General features: G+C 70.4%; 8 protein-coding genes. 2 read left to right on the top strand and 6 right to left on the bottom strand.

The window, feature by feature from the left end; translation table 11 throughout:
• Window positions 1-27: 27 nt before the first annotated feature.
• Together ACZ4Z3_RS21165 and ACZ4Z3_RS21160 are read right to left on the bottom strand one after the other, a co-directional pair.
• A complete protein-coding gene (locus tag ACZ4Z3_RS21165; RefSeq protein ID WP_468502447.1) occupies window positions 28-786 on the bottom strand; it encodes a YcnI family copper-binding membrane protein in 759 nt (252 codons plus the stop codon).
• A gap of 287 nt (window positions 787-1,073) precedes the next feature.
• Complete coding sequence (locus tag ACZ4Z3_RS21160) at window positions 1,074-1,853, bottom strand: hypothetical protein (RefSeq protein ID WP_468502446.1); 780 nt, start codon at window positions 1,851-1,853, stop codon at window positions 1,074-1,076.
• A 337-nt stretch (window positions 1,854-2,190) separates the two neighbouring features.
• On the opposite strand from ACZ4Z3_RS21160, the gene ACZ4Z3_RS21155 reads away from it, so the two are divergent.
• Both ACZ4Z3_RS21155 and ACZ4Z3_RS21150 read left to right on the top strand, forming a co-directional pair.
• The gene (locus ACZ4Z3_RS21155) at window positions 2,191-2,634 is read left to right on the top strand and encodes an ATP-binding protein (protein ID WP_468502445.1); all 444 of its coding nucleotides are present in this window, start codon (window positions 2,191-2,193) and stop codon (window positions 2,632-2,634) included.
• Window positions 2,635-3,228: 594 nt separating this feature from the next.
• A complete protein-coding gene (locus tag ACZ4Z3_RS21150) occupies window positions 3,229-4,092 on the top strand; it encodes an alpha/beta fold hydrolase (protein ID WP_055712791.1) in 864 nt (287 codons plus the stop codon).
• A gap of 55 nt (window positions 4,093-4,147) precedes the next feature.
• Here the strand turns inward: ACZ4Z3_RS21150 and fxsT are convergent, their stop codons facing one another.
• The 4 genes from fxsT to fxsA all read right to left on the bottom strand — a co-directional run bounded on the left by fxsT (window position 4,148) and on the right by fxsA (window position 12,354).
• Window positions 4,148-8,119 carry an FxSxx-COOH system tetratricopeptide repeat protein gene (gene fxsT / locus ACZ4Z3_RS21145; protein WP_468502739.1) on the bottom strand — a complete coding sequence of 1,324 codons (3,972 nt, stop codon included), beginning with the start codon at window positions 8,117-8,119 and terminating at the stop codon, window positions 4,148-4,150.
• 102 nt (window positions 8,120-8,221) lie between these two features.
• Window positions 8,222-9,469, bottom strand: coding sequence for a TIR-like protein FxsC (locus tag ACZ4Z3_RS21140; protein WP_468502444.1), 1,248 nt, complete (start codon window positions 9,467-9,469; stop codon window positions 8,222-8,224).
• A 240-nt stretch (window positions 9,470-9,709) separates the two neighbouring features.
• Complete coding sequence (locus ACZ4Z3_RS21135) at window positions 9,710-12,115, bottom strand: FxsB family cyclophane-forming radical SAM/SPASM peptide maturase (protein WP_468502443.1); 2,406 nt, start codon at window positions 12,113-12,115, stop codon at window positions 9,710-9,712.
• Between the two features lie 41 nt (window positions 12,116-12,156).
• Window positions 12,157-12,354, bottom strand: coding sequence for an FxSxx-COOH cyclophane-containing RiPP peptide (fxsA, locus tag ACZ4Z3_RS21130; RefSeq protein ID WP_079049446.1), 198 nt, complete (start codon window positions 12,352-12,354; stop codon window positions 12,157-12,159).
• Window positions 12,355-13,530 lie beyond the last annotated feature (1,176 nt).

The raw sequence follows: 13,530 nt of genomic DNA, 5'->3' as shown, positions 1-13,530 counted from the left end.
GGAAGCAGGGAGTCGGGAGTCAGGGCCTCAGACCTCGGTGCGCCGACGGCCGGCGAGCACGCCGTACGCCACGCCCGCGGCGCCGACGACGATGCCGACGATGGCGAGCACGCGGGCCGTGGTGTCACTGCTGTCGGCGGGCTCGGCGGCGGTCTCCTTCGAGGCGGCCTCGGCGTCCTTCGCGTTCTTCGCGTCCTCCGACTGCTCCGACTCGTCCGAGGCGGCGGTGGACGAGCCGTGGTGGTCGCCGGACGCGGCGGACAGCGCGAGCACCGGCGCCGGGTGCTCGGGCTCCTCCTGCCCCTTCTGCGGGACCTCGATCCAGCGGACGACCTCCTTGTTGGAGTACGTCTGCAGCGCCTTGAAGACCAGTTCGTCGGTGTCCTCGGGGAGCTGGCCCAGGGAGAGCGGGAACTTCTGGAAGTAGCCCGGCTCGATGCCCTTGCCGGTGGCCGTCCAGGTGACCTTGGACACGGCCTCGTCGATCTGCTCGCCGTGCAGTTCGATCGGCTTGTCGAGCTTGGCGCGGGTGACCTGGATCTTCCAGCCCGGGACGGCCTCCGGCTGGGCCGAGGCGAGCGGGTGGTCGGTCGGGAAGTTCACCTCGACCTTGGTGGTGGAGGCGTTGTCGCGCTCGTTCGGGACCTTGAAGTTGACGGTCGCGTACCCGCCCTTCGCCGCCGTGCCCTCCGCCGCGACGCTGACGTGCGCGAACGCGGGACCGGACAGGACGATGACGGCGGAACCGGCGAGGGCGCCGACGGCGGCGATACGAGAAGCCTTCATGACTGGTGACACTCCACGGTGAGTGAGTAGAGGAAAGGACGGAAGGGGAACGCGTGTCATGACCAGTTGAGGGGAGGCGCGAGGAGCGCGGATCGAGCCACGCTCGCACCCGCACTCACACCTGCGCCCACACCCGCAACCGCACGCGCGCGTGCGCCGCACGCCGACGTCCCCGACTCCCTCCCCCGTCGATGCGCGGCGGGGCGACGCGAGGCGGTGGAGCCCCGCGCTGCCGAGCCGTGTGCAGGCAGTACGTGGAGTGTGAGTGCGACTGGGCCGTCGTCGTGTCAGGCGGCGAGGGTGAGCGCGGCGCTCGGAGGGCCGCGTCGGATCACCGTGTGCTGGAGCGCGGTCGTACACGGGGTCGGCGGCGTCGGGTACGTGGGGCGAGGGGCGCGCGATAGGGCGCCCGGCGCGCCCGGAAGCCCCGACCGCAGGGCCCGCGCCAGCGCGAGCGCCCCCCGCAGCGACCGTACGAGCGGCTCGTGGGCCGACAGCCGGGCGAGGCGCAGCAGCGCGAGGTCGCCGTGGCGGAGCAGCCACCCGGCGGCGACGGCCGCGAGAACGTGGCCGAGCAGCATGGGCAGGGACGGCAGGACGGCCGCCGAGGAGTCCGGCGCGGTCGTCATGGCGTCCGCGGGGTGGTGCGTGGCGTACGTACCGCTCAGCCCCGCGTCGACGAGGATCCGTCGGGCCTCGGCGGGGCTGATCGCCGCGGCGGTGGCCCCGCAGACGAGTCGCGCGGCGCGTTCGACGAGCGCCGCGTCCATGGCGGCGGTGGCCTTCGAAGTGGCCCCCGCGCCGTGCTGGCCGAGCCCGAAGAGAGTGTGCAGCACGGTCTGGCCCACGGCGAGCAGGGCCGCGATCCCCGGCAGTGAGCGTTCCCTGCCGGCCAGGGCGGCGGCGACGGCGAAGACGCCGACGAATCCGACACCGAGGCTCCACAGCGGAATGCTCGCGCACGAGGCGAGCGCGTGGCCCGCGCCGGCCAGCACGACGCAGACCGCGGCGAACACCGCGGCCCGTAGAACCCGGAGATCACCTCCGGTGCGTGTGCGGGCTTTCATGGCGGGGTCATCATCCCATCGAGGTCCGGTCGGGGGAGCGCCGGGTGCCCACGCTGAGGTACGCGGCGGGAGGGAGCAGTGTTCAGACGGCCGTACGGCACCGGATGGAGGGGAGGCACCCTCGGCACACGGGACCGTCGCGCGCCGAGTGACACACATACTCCTGGGTCCTGAGGTGTGGAAGTGGTGGGGGATTCGGAAGGGTTTCGTCCGCATACACCGAATGTGACGAGGCCGCATCCGCCGTATGGGCGGCGGGACCGGTTCCGGGCGATTGCGGGCCCGTCTCGGTGGCAATACGTAACGGTATGTCGAGCCGCGGCCGGGAGGCTGGAGCATGAGCATCTGGTGGTCACTCCATTTGCGGCGTGATGCTGCGAGCGTGCCGCTCGCCCGGCGGCTGCTGCTCGGCACGATGGAGACGGCGGGCGTCGACCCTGACGTCTCGTACGACCTCTCCGTCGCCCTCAGCGAAGCCTGTGCCAACGCCGTGGAGCACGGTGGCGCCGTCCCGTCGGGCAGCGTCTCCGAGGCGTTCCGGGTCACCGCGTACCTCGACGGCGAGAAGTGCCGTATCGAGGTCGCCGACTCGGGCCCCGGCTTCCCGCACCGCCAGCCGCCCCGCCAGGCCCACGCCGACGACGAGAACGGCCGCGGTCTCTGGCTGATCCGCGAACTCGCCGACCACGTCCACGTCGGCAACAACCCGGGCCGCGGCGCCGTCGTGAGCTTCGACAAGATCCTCAAATGGCGAGAGGGCGCACCGCTCGTGGCGGTGTAGCGCGTGCGCGGTCTGGGCCGCGTGGCCGTCCGGTTGCATACTGGCTGGATGGGGGAGTTGGCGACCAGTACGGGCGTCCACCGGTGAGGGGGACGCAGCCGCGGGCCGACAGAACGTCACCGGACACGGCAGCTGAGGCCTGCGCGCAGACACCCGCGCCGACGGCGCGCGTGACCGAACAGCATGTGGTCAAAGAGCATGTGATCAAAGAGCATGTGGTCAAAGAGCATGAGACCGAAGAGCACGTGACAGACCAGCGCGTGATCCCGCCGTGCCCGTTCCCACGCCGTACGACGACACCGAACCGTACGTCGGCACGCCTCGACCGACCGTGCCACTCCGTACGACACGGTCGGCCGGGACGACCGCACCCAGCCGTACGACACCTGCCTGCCCCGCGGCGCACGCGTGCCGCACGCCACTCCGCGCCGGGCGTGCGCCTCGCGGGGTGTTCCCGGGCATGGGCTCCCCCGAAGATGTCCACCGCCGACGTCGGGCACGTCCCGAAGACCTTGCCCGCCATGGTGGTTGACGACCGGCGGGGGCGGGGATTGGCGGGGCACACGGGCGGGACGGGACGACAGGGGATGGCGAATGCAGCTCACGGTGCGTACCTCGGACGGTCGGCGCCTGTCGATCAACGATGGCGGGCATCCCGCCGGCCGACCTGTGTTCCTGCTGCACGGCACACCGGGCAGCAGATTCGGGCCCGCTCCGCGTGAACGGGTGCTGTACCAACTGGGCGTTCGGCTGATCACTTTCGACCGGCCCGGGTACGGCGACTCGGACCGGCTGCCGGGCCGTACCGTCAGCGCGGCCGCCGCCGACGTCCGGCACATCGCGGACGCGCTCGGCATCGGCCGTTTCGCCGTGGTCGGTCGCTCGGGCGGCGCCCCGCACGCACTGGCCTGCGCGGCGCTGCTGCCGGACCGCACGACTCGGGCGGCGGCCCTCGTGAGCCTCGCCCCGCGGGACGCGCCCGGACTGCACTGGTTCGACGGGATGACCGAGTCGAACGTGCGCGAGTACGTGAACGCCGCCATCGGCCGCAACCGGGTCACCGCGACCCTCGGGCGCCGTTCGCGGTCGATCCTCGCCGACCCGGCCGCGTCCGTCGCCGAGATGGCCGGCGGGCTCCCCGAGTCGGACCGGTGGATCGTCGCGGACGCCGGGATCCAGGACATGCTGGTCCGCAACTTCGCGGAGGGCCTGCGCAGTTCCCCCGACGGCTGGGTGGACGACGTGATGGCGTTCAGCACGGGGTGGGGGTTCGATCTGGGCCGGATCAACACGCCGGTGAAGCTCTGGCACGGCGAGGACGACATCTTCGCCCCCGTCGAACACACCCGCTGGCTGGGCCGGCACATCCCGGACGCGGAGGTCGAGGTCGAGCGGGGCGCCGCCCACTTCGGCGCGCTGCGGGTCCTGACCCGGGTCCTGAGCTGGGCCGTGAGCTAGGCCGTGGGGGAGGCCGGCGCTCCGCGGGGCGCCGGCCTCCGGACCTCCCCGGTGCTCAGGTCTGCTGCGGCTCCAGGTCCCTGCCCACCCGGCGCCATACGCGGATGGACTCGGTGACGGGATGGGTGTCGCCCAGCAGCACGGACGCGCGGGACTCCGTCTGCTGCTGGAGCCGTTCGGCTTCCTCCTGGCGCTGCATGTCCCGCAGGGTGATCGACAGATTGCCGATGCTGACCAGCACATCGGGATGGGTGGGACCGAAGCGGCGGCGCAGCCCCTCGACGGCCAGCCGCTCCCAGTGCTCGGCACGGTCGTACATGCCCATCTCCCCGTAGGCGTTGGCGAGATTGAGTCCCGCGCAGAGCACCGCCGGGTGGCCCTCCCCGAGGTCCTCCGCCAAGGCCTCACGGGCCTCCTTGCTCAACTCGGCGGCCTTCTGCACCTCGCCCAGGGCCCGGTGGTAGATGGACAGGTTGTTGAGGCAGTACATGACGAACGGGTGCTCGGGGCCGAAGGAGGTCTTGTAGCCCTCCAGCACCTCGTTGACCAGTTCGACCGCCCGCGCGGCGCCGTTCTCGGGATCCGTGGCGAAGTAGTCCGCCGCGAGGTTGAGCCTGCAGGCCAGGGCCTCGGGCAGGTTACTGCCGTAGCGGTCGCGGTACAGGGCGTACGTCTCGGAGGTCTCCTGGCTGATGCGCAGCGCCTCCGCGATCTGGCCGTCCTTGCGCAGGGAGACCGCGAGGCTCTTGTCGACCCGCAGCACCTCGGGCACGTTCGGGTTCATGACCTGCTTGAAGCCCTCGCGGACCTCGCGAAGGATCTCCACCGAGTTCTTGTAGTCGCCCAGTTCTCGCAGGTCACGCGCGTGATGGCCCTTGGTGGTGAGGGTGTAGGGGTGCAGCGGCCCGAGCAGCGCGGTACGGCGGCGGACGGTGTCCTCGTCGAGCTGCCGGGCGGCCTCGCTGTCGCCGGCCAGCCGGTAGTCGATGGCGAGGTTGTTGGCGGCGGACAACGTACGAGGGTGATCCTCGCCGAAGATCTCACGGAAGCCCCGGTAGATCCGCTGGTCCAGGTCGAGGGCCTCCTTGAAGCGGCCCACCGCGCGCAGGTCGGCGGCGAAGCTGCCGGAGGTGATCAGGATGCTCGGATGGTCGTCGCCGAGGAGTTCCCGCTGGTCGGCGAGGGTCTTCTCGTCGAGGTCGAGCGCCTCCTGGTACTGCCCCTGCGAGCGCAGCACATTCGCCAGCTCGAAGCGGAGGTTGAGGATCTGCTCGTCGTTGGCGTCGGGGAACTCACCCGACCAGAACTCGTTGAGCTGGCTGCTCAGGGTGCGGGCGGCGTGCAGGTCACCGCGCTTCCACAGGTAGCGGACGCGGTAGACCATCAGCTGCCGCGGGTCCTCCTCCGAGCAGTTGCGGATGTTGGACGGCGTCAGATGCGGCCAGATCACCTCGAAGCCCGGCCATTGGGCGGGGTCGTCCAGGGCCTCTTCGGGCGGTCGGGCGGCGGCCAGGATGCGGTGCACCTCATGGATGGTGTCGTCGAACTTCACCTCGTCCATGCCGTCGCGGACGGCGGCCTGGACGAGGCGGTGCACCTGGATCGAGTTGTCGGTCGAGTCGACCTTGGCGAGGGCGAAACGGTTCAGTGCCTGGGTGACCCGGCCCAGCATGTAGCGGGCGCGCAGGTCCCGGTCGTACGGCAGCAGTGCCTTGATCATCGCGTCGCTGCCGATGAGGCTCATCGAGATGGGTTCGGCCGAGAAGAACGCGCAGAGTTCGAGGAGGCGGGCGGCGGCCGGCGACTCGTCCCTGAGGCGGTTGATGGAGATGTTCCACGTGGCGCCCACGGACCTCGGGTACTCCACGGCCTCCACCGCCTCCTTGACGGAGAGCACCTGGGTGGACTGTTCGCGCAACTGCTCGATGTACTCCTCGACGGGTGTGGCCGTCGCCTCCAGCCAGGCCGCCGCGACCTCGATGGCGAGCGGCAGATCGCCCACCGCGTCGGCGACCAGCCCGCCGTCCTCCTCGCTCAGCCCCGGCACCCGGCGGCACAGGTGCTCCACGCTCTCCTCGCGGGTGAAGACCTCCACCTCCAGCGGCTGGACCTTCGGCAGGGTGGGCCGGGTGCGGGTGGTGGCCAGGAGGTGGCCGTAGACGTGGTCGGGGACGGGAGCGGTGTAGTCCGGGAACTTCTTCAGCACCTTGTCGAGGTCCTCGACGTTGTCGAAGATCAACAGCCAGCGATTGAACGGTTCCCCGCTCCGCAGAGCTTGGATCACCGCCTCGGCCGCCTCCTTCACGTCCTCGCCCACACCGAGGCCGAGGGGCTGGGCGAGCGCCGCCAGCTTCGGCAGCACCAGCTCGGGCTGCTCGGCGTCGACCCACCACACCACGTCGTAGTCCGCCATGAACCGGTGGGCGTACTCACGCGCGAGCTGTGTCTTGCCCACACCGCCGAGACCGTGCAGGACCTGCGGCACGCGCTGCCCTGGGCGGTTCGTGGTCAACTGCTCGCGCAGCTTGTCCAGGATGGTGGAGCGACCGGTGAACCACCGGTAGCGAGCGGGGACGTTGGAGACGCGCCTGCCCACACTGGGGAAGCGCAGGCCGCGCGAGCTGGGGGAGACGGTGGAGACCGCTTCGGGGCGGTCGAGGCCGTGCAGCAGAGCGCTGTACGCCTGGGTCTCGTTGAGGCCCTTGAGGTCGATGACGCTCCGGCCGGCGAACGGCAGGCTGATCTGCACGTCGTCGACACGGATCGACAGCGGCTGCTGCCGCTTCTCCGAGCCACCGGAGTGCACCGCCGCCTCCCAGGCGACCCTCGCCCGGCGGGAGTCTACGAAGCTGGGCGAGAGCACCGCGAGCACCCGGTGCGCCCCGCCGGGCATGGCCTCGGCGCCGATCTCCGCCGTCGGCATCGTCTGCACGTTCTTCGGCACGACCTCGAAACCGGCACCGCGCAGCACCGACTCCAGCCAGTCCACCCACATCCGGTCCTCGGACACGTAGTAGAGCGTCAGCTGAGACAGCGGCACCGGCCGCTGCCGGGTGTACGCGGCCTTGAACTGGGCCCGCTTCGCCTCACTGATAGGCGGCAGCTTGGTGACCCGCTCCTCGGTGATCACGGAGGTGAGCCGTTCGCAGGCGCTCAGCATGGAGTTGGCCGACTTCGGCGGGTCGCCGAAGGCCGCGAGGATCTCCTCGTACGCGTAGTACGGCTGGTAGAGGATCTCCGTGGTCGCCCAGTAGTCGGCCATCTGGTCGGTGTTCAGGCCGGAGGGCAGTCCGGAGAATCGTTCTCTGGCGCGGGCGCGGCCGGCGTCCAGCTTGTCCTTCTCACCGAGGTCGATGCGCATGGCGACGGGCAGGATGCGGATGCCCTTCTCGCCGTGCAGCTCCTTGATGTCCTGCGCGACGGCGGCGGCACCCTCGATGCTCTGCTCGCTCAGCGTGTAACAGACGACCAGGGTGTTCGGCATCTGCACGGTGCAGATGTCCGCGAGGTCGCTCAGACCCGTCCGGCTGTCGATCAGCGTGTAGTCGTAGTAGCGCTGCATGTCGTCGCGCATCGCGTCGAAGAACTGGCCGCCGCCGTAGCTGGCGTAGAAGCGGTCCCAGTCCATGTTGCCGACGATCGGGTAGTCCCGGTGCCGTTTGCCCGCGGACAGGAAGTCCAGGCTGCCGCCCTCGGGAAACGCCCAGTCCAACGACAGGGCGTGCGGCCTGACCCGGGCGTAGTGGCGGTGCCAGTCCGGCGCCCGGTCGGGCAGGTTGCGCAGCGCCTCGCGGCGGTAGTCGTCGATCAGGTTGATCAGTCCGGGGGTCCCCCGCAGCAACTGCGCGTCGAGGAAGGGATGGAAGAACTTGTGCAGGCCCGGCGCCTCCAGGTCCCAGTCCACGGCCAGGACACGGTGTCCGTTCGCGGCCAGGATCCAGGCCACGTTGGCGAGCGCCATGGTCCGCCCGGTGCCGCCCTTGTACGAGTAGAACGTGATCACGGTGCCGTTGCGGCTCTTGCTCATGCTCATGCCCTCCGCCCTGTCGGCCTCTTTCGGCCTCGCTCGTCGCGCGCCTTTCGGTGGTCGTGCCAGGTGGTGCTGCCGGGGTCCGTCACCCGGGGCTCGCTAACCCAGGTCGGGCCCCCTCAGCCGTGGAGGCTCGCTCGGTGGTCCCTCCGGTGGATAGGTCTCGACGTTCTCCCAGTAGTAGTGGACGGCCGACGTCACGGCGCGGTGCAGCTCGTTGCCGAAGGAGTCCAGGTCACGGATGCTGCCGTTGGCCGAGTAGTGGCCGGCCCGGTCCGTCATGCGGGACACGAGCGTGCGGTAGGTGAGCTCGTCCAGCTCACGTTCCCGCTCGGCGGTCACGACGTCGTCCTTGTGCCGGGGAGTCATGACGCTGATCCAGGGCCGCCGCTCCCCGCACAGCCTGCCCACCAGCTCCCTGCTCCGCTGCGACTCCAGCGCCCAGCGGTCGAGCAGCATCAGTCCGGGCGCCTTGGGCCTGCCCTCGTTGAGCATCCGGGCGCTCTCGTCGAGCACGCCGATGTTGACCTTGTAGTTCCTGGTGCGTACGAGTTCCGCGGCATGGTCGCCCAGTGGCATGGCGGACTCGGGGTGGTAGGGGTTCCAGTCGTGGGGCTGGTCCCCGTAGAAGTCCGGCTTGCGACCCTGCGGCAGTTCCGAACGGGTGCAGGCCAGCACCGATATGTCGAACTCCGGCGGACGCTCCTCCGATCCGAACGCGGCGGGCAGGGACTCGTACTCCTTGGAGATCTTGCCTTCCTCCAGCGAGGCCTCGTTGGCCACCCGCACTATCTCCTTGGCCAGCCGGTACACGGCCCGCTCGTACTCGTCCCTGAAGTAGCGGAGTTTGATCAGTCCGTAGAAGCCCTCGTCCGCGTAGTCCTGACCGAAGGCGGCGTGGTTGAACTGCAAATCCCTCGCCACCTGGGGCATCTGAGCCGGTTCCACCGGCACCCATAACGCCGGGATGATCGTGTTCTCCCGGGCGGGACCGCCGCGCGCCCGCTGGGTGACCTGGCGTTGCGAGAACGCCCACCACTCCCGGCCGCACTGCCGGCTCGTGAAGTAGCGCGGCGAGTACAGCGGTACGAACACCTTGCAGCGCGCCAAGTTCATGGACAACTCGTCGGTCCACTTGGTGCCGACCGACATCTTCTGGTCCAGGAACCCGACCTTCGCCCCCCGGGGCAGGTCGGTCAGCCCCATGATGTGCTCGCACAGACCGTCGTACAGCTTCTTGACCCACACATCCGGGTCGCCGCCACCCGAGTCATGACTGGGTGTGTGCGCGTAGCTGAGGAAGAAGTACGGGTTGCTCCCCCCTCTGGCCAGACCGGCTCCTTGCACGTATGCCCCCCGACGCTCCGTGACTGGGCCCCTAGTGTAGGAACCCACAAGTCCTGTTCGGAACAGGACGAACACACCCGACTCGGCTCCGGAAGGTCATGTTCTGGCAACCCGATGCCGGGACGGCCGACGCGAAGGGTGAGGGGCCGCACCGCCCCGGGGGCCGGAGGATCGGGGCGTCGCGGCTGGAAAGAATGCGGCCCGACCAGGCCTGAAGCCGCCGCCCCCTCCGTGCGGGGCCTACCGCGCCGCCTCCCAGGCGCCCCGGTGCTCCCCGGCCGCCTGCCGGGCCGCCCGCAGTGCCTCCGCCCCGACGTCGGCCGTCCGGAACCCTCGGAGGGTCCCCCGCATCCCCGCCACGAACCGCTCCCCCGCGGGAGTGAGCGCACCGGACCCGGCGAGGGTCTCCACCGCCTCGGCCGTCTGGTCCCGCCAGCGGGAGAACTGCACCTCGGCCTTGCGGGCCGTGTCACCGTCGGCGGACCGCCACCGCGCGAACCAGAAGTCGATCACCGCCAGATGGGCGTACGTCCCCTGCAGCAGCCCCTCCAGCGGACGCGGATCAGGGCGCCAGGGAGCGTAGAACAGCTTGTCGCACGACGGGTCGTGAAGATCCGTCAGGTCGAGTACCGCACCGAGCTTGACGTGCTGGAACTCATGGACGAGCAACAACGCGAGCGACTCGGGGTCGGCGGGGCGCGCGATGGCGACCGCCCCGAACGCGTCGCGGGCCGCCGAACTGATGTCGGAGCCGTCGGAGGCGGGGCGGAGCGGGGTGACCACCTGGAGCCCGGCGGCGATGCCGGGGGCGTACTGCGGAAGTTCGCGGCGGATCCACGCCCACGCGGCAGCCAGATCGGCCCGCCATGCCTCGGCCTCGCCCTCGTCGAGCCGGGGGTGCGCAGGATGCCCGTGGCAGTCCCGCCAGGGGTCGGTGTCCTCCAGCGCGACGGCCCAGCCGTCCAGTTCGAACCGTCGGCTCCCCCGCCAGGCCGGGTCCTTGGGGCCCTTCCAGGACACCGTGTACGTCGTGCCGTCCGCGCGGACCGTGAAGCCCTCGTCGTCCGTGCGGACCTCGGCCTGTTCGACGCCGTCCCCCAGCGCGAGGACTCCCAGCGTCGGCAGCCGCAGCACCCCCTCGTGGACGGGCACGACGACGGCCTCCGCCCGTCCGGCGCGCAGTGCGGCGGCCGCGGCGATCTCCGCCACGCCGCGCATGGCGGTCTCGGCCGCGTCCGGGCCGCCCCGCAGCGACCGGAGGGCCCAGGGACGTACGTAGGGGTGGGTGAGGACCCGGTCGACGGATTCGGGGGCCGTGCCGTCGAGGAGTGTGAGTGTCTCCCAGGCGGCCTCGCCCAGCGGGGTGTGCGGTGTCTCGTGCCAGACGAGGCCCAGCAACTCGCGGCCGAGGGAGAGCTGGTGGCGGGCCAGCAGGTCCGTGGTGGCGGTGGAGCCGAGGCCCGCGGCCAGTTCGTCGAGGTGCTCGTCGGCCAGCGCGGGCTGGGCGGACTGGTCGGACATGTGTCGGTCCCGGATGTCGGTGATGAGGTGCAGCAGGTCGGAGCAGTACACGGACGGGTTGAGGAAGCCGCTGCCGGTCCGGTACCGGTGGGCGTACAGCCCGCCGCCGCAGGAGCGTACGACCGGGCAGGCCCGGCACTGGTCCGACAGCCCGCCGAGTCCCTGCTGCCGGGCGACGAGGCCCGGGTGCGCGGCCACTTCGTCGAGCGAGTGGGTGATCACGCCCATGCCGGTGGCGGGAGCGCCGTCGTAGGCCGTCTTGAGGGAGTCGGCCTGTTCGAAGCTGCCGTCGGTCTCGATCACGGCGAGGTCGGCGGGCGCCAGCCCGAGCGACTCGGTCAGGCTGCTGTCGCCGCGCAGGGTCCGCAGGACGGAGTCGAAGATCCGTACGTCCATGGGGCGGCCGTCCGCCGCCCAGCGGTCGTACACCGCCAGCAGCCAGCGTGCGTAGGCCGTGCCGTCCGTGTCGTCGGCCGGCCGGAGCGGGGGTTCGTCCCAGGTGGCGTGCGGGAGGAGGAAGTCGACGCGGGGCGGGCGGAGTTCGGCCAGCGCGTCGTAGACGGCGACCGGGTCGTTGCGCACGTCGATGGTGCACAGGATGCCCGCGAACAGGTGGCGGTAGCGGGGCCGGTCGAGCAGGGCGATGCCCCGCAGGACCCGGTCGTGGCTGCTGCGCCCGTTGGCGTAGCGGCGGTGCAGGTCGTTCGCGGCCTTGTCGCCGTCGAGCGAGACGCCGACCTTGATGTCGAACTCGTCGAACAGGTCGAGGAAACGCTCGTCGAGGGTGACGGCGTTGGTGTGGATCCGCAGGTCGAGCGCGCTCACACCGGTGAGCGTCCGATGCAGTTCCTCGGCCGCTCGGCGCAGCCGGATGTGACCGGCCAGGAGCGGCTCGCCGCCGTGCAGAACCACGTGAACGGTGTCCAGGCCATGCGTTGTGGCATGTTCGGCGATGCGTTCCGCCGTGGCCTTCAGGACTTCGTCGGACGTCACAATGGGCCGACCGCGCCAGCTTTGGTCCGCATGTTCGAACACGTAGCAGTGATCACATGCCAGATCGCAGCGGCTGTGCATTTTGAGCACGAATTGGCGTAAGGGGTGGATTGGTCGGCCCATGGGTGTCATGAGAGGTGTGTCAGTTCCCGATCGATGGGTGATCGATGAGATCAGACCGAGCTCTGGAAGGCCGCCACCGCGACCCTGCCCGGCCCCCGCCGATCGACGCCGTTCGACACGGCGCGAGTCACCGCCGGGGACAGTGCGCCGCTACTCTGTGCAGCCAAACGCACGAGGGAAACCCGCTCCGGGCCGACCGCGGTCGGCTTTCCCGGCTCTTCTGCCGCGATGTCGAGAGAAGCGTTCATTCGGACCTCATCTTCTGACAGCACCTCAGGTGCTGACCTGTATGGCCTTCGATAACTGAAGCATTGGCCGACGGGAACCGCGCGCCGGGAGGGCCGAGTCAGAAGCTGCAGGGGCCGACTGGACGAGCGGCATCAGATACCAGCCGGCCTGATTGCGTGCTGACGATAGCGCCCGTACCGGACGGCGAGCGCCTCCTCCATGACATAAACGTGAGGCGGGTCACACCAGTGGGTGAATGCCCACACCTCCCTCTGTCGCCAATACCGAGGCCACCGCCCTGAGGCCTGGTCAACCTCGCCATGATGACGATCGCGAGCAGGCCTGGACCTCGTAAGGTTTTTGCTTATTTTTTACTCTTGCGCTCAACGATAAAAGGGTAAACGGTCCTCGAGGTGGCGTACTGGACTCGCTCTGAAGCGCGAAAGGCGCGGGGTGCGCTCTTCGCGCCCCACCCCAACCAAGTGCGCCCCCAAGCGACTTGATCGACTTCTGTCCTCGTGGAGAGCCCGGCGCGGTCCCATACAGCGTTTCGGGGTTCCGGGCAAGATCCGGAAGAGTCACTCTCCGTAGCGCCAAGCAGGTGTGGAACGCCGACCAAAGGTGACGACGCCGCGCCCCGGCGAACGGTTCCGCCTCGGCCGACCGACCCGCTCCCCACGCTCAGCGCCCTCACAGCCGCCTCCCAGCCCTCTGACGGACCGCGTGCCGGGTTTCTGCGGCATGACGGGACATCACACCAGCGGAACGATCACTCGGCGTCGGGCGCTCGCCGCGGCCGGAGGCACGGTCGCGGCCGATGGGCCGGCGGTCGCGGGTTACCGGTCGGCGTTCGCGGACGAGACGAGCGACGCGGCGGGGACGTCGGCCCGACGTGTCCTCGACGAGGGGGTACGGACACGACGGCCGGCCGCCGGGCCCTGGCCGCGTTCGACGCGGACCTGCATCAGCGGGGGTGGGACGGGGCGCCTGGTAGCTCGGGGGCCACTGCTGTCGGGCGGGTGCGGGTGATCCGTGGTTTCTCGCGCAGTTCCCCGCGCCCTGAAGGCTTGGGCCTGCGGGCCCGGCCTTCATCGGGATGGCGCCGTTGCAGGGCACGGACGGGGCGCAACCCGGTCGCTTTTCAGGGGCGCGGACAGCCCCCGCCCACGCGCAGACAAGGACGGTGGCCGGAGCAC

Source organism: Streptomyces sp. NPDC030296, assembly GCF_055572815.1.
The sequence above is the reverse complement of the archived record's forward strand: the minus strand, read 5'-3'. Positions and strand labels throughout refer to the sequence as shown.

Excerpts from the sequence above, each read along its gene's own strand:
- fxsT (WP_468502739.1), bottom strand. The coding sequence starts at position 8,119 with ATGAGCAAGAGCCGCAACGGCACCGTGATCACGTTCTACTCGTACAAG.
- ACZ4Z3_RS21150 (WP_055712791.1), top strand. The coding sequence starts at position 3,229 with ATGCAGCTCACGGTGCGTACCTCGGACGGTCGGCGCCTGTCGATCAAC.
- ACZ4Z3_RS21165 (WP_468502447.1), bottom strand. The coding sequence starts at position 786 with ATGAAGGCTTCTCGTATCGCCGCCGTCGGCGCCCTCGCCGGTTCCGCC.
- ACZ4Z3_RS21160 (WP_468502446.1), bottom strand. The coding sequence starts at position 1,853 with ATGAAAGCCCGCACACGCACCGGAGGTGATCTCCGGGTTCTACGGGCC.
- fxsA (WP_079049446.1), bottom strand. The coding sequence starts at position 12,354 with ATGAACGCTTCTCTCGACATCGCGGCAGAAGAGCCGGGAAAGCCGACC.
- ACZ4Z3_RS21135 (WP_468502443.1), bottom strand. The coding sequence starts at position 12,115 with ATGACACCCATGGGCCGACCAATCCACCCCTTACGCCAATTCGTGCTC.
- ACZ4Z3_RS21155 (WP_468502445.1), top strand. The coding sequence starts at position 2,191 with ATGAGCATCTGGTGGTCACTCCATTTGCGGCGTGATGCTGCGAGCGTG.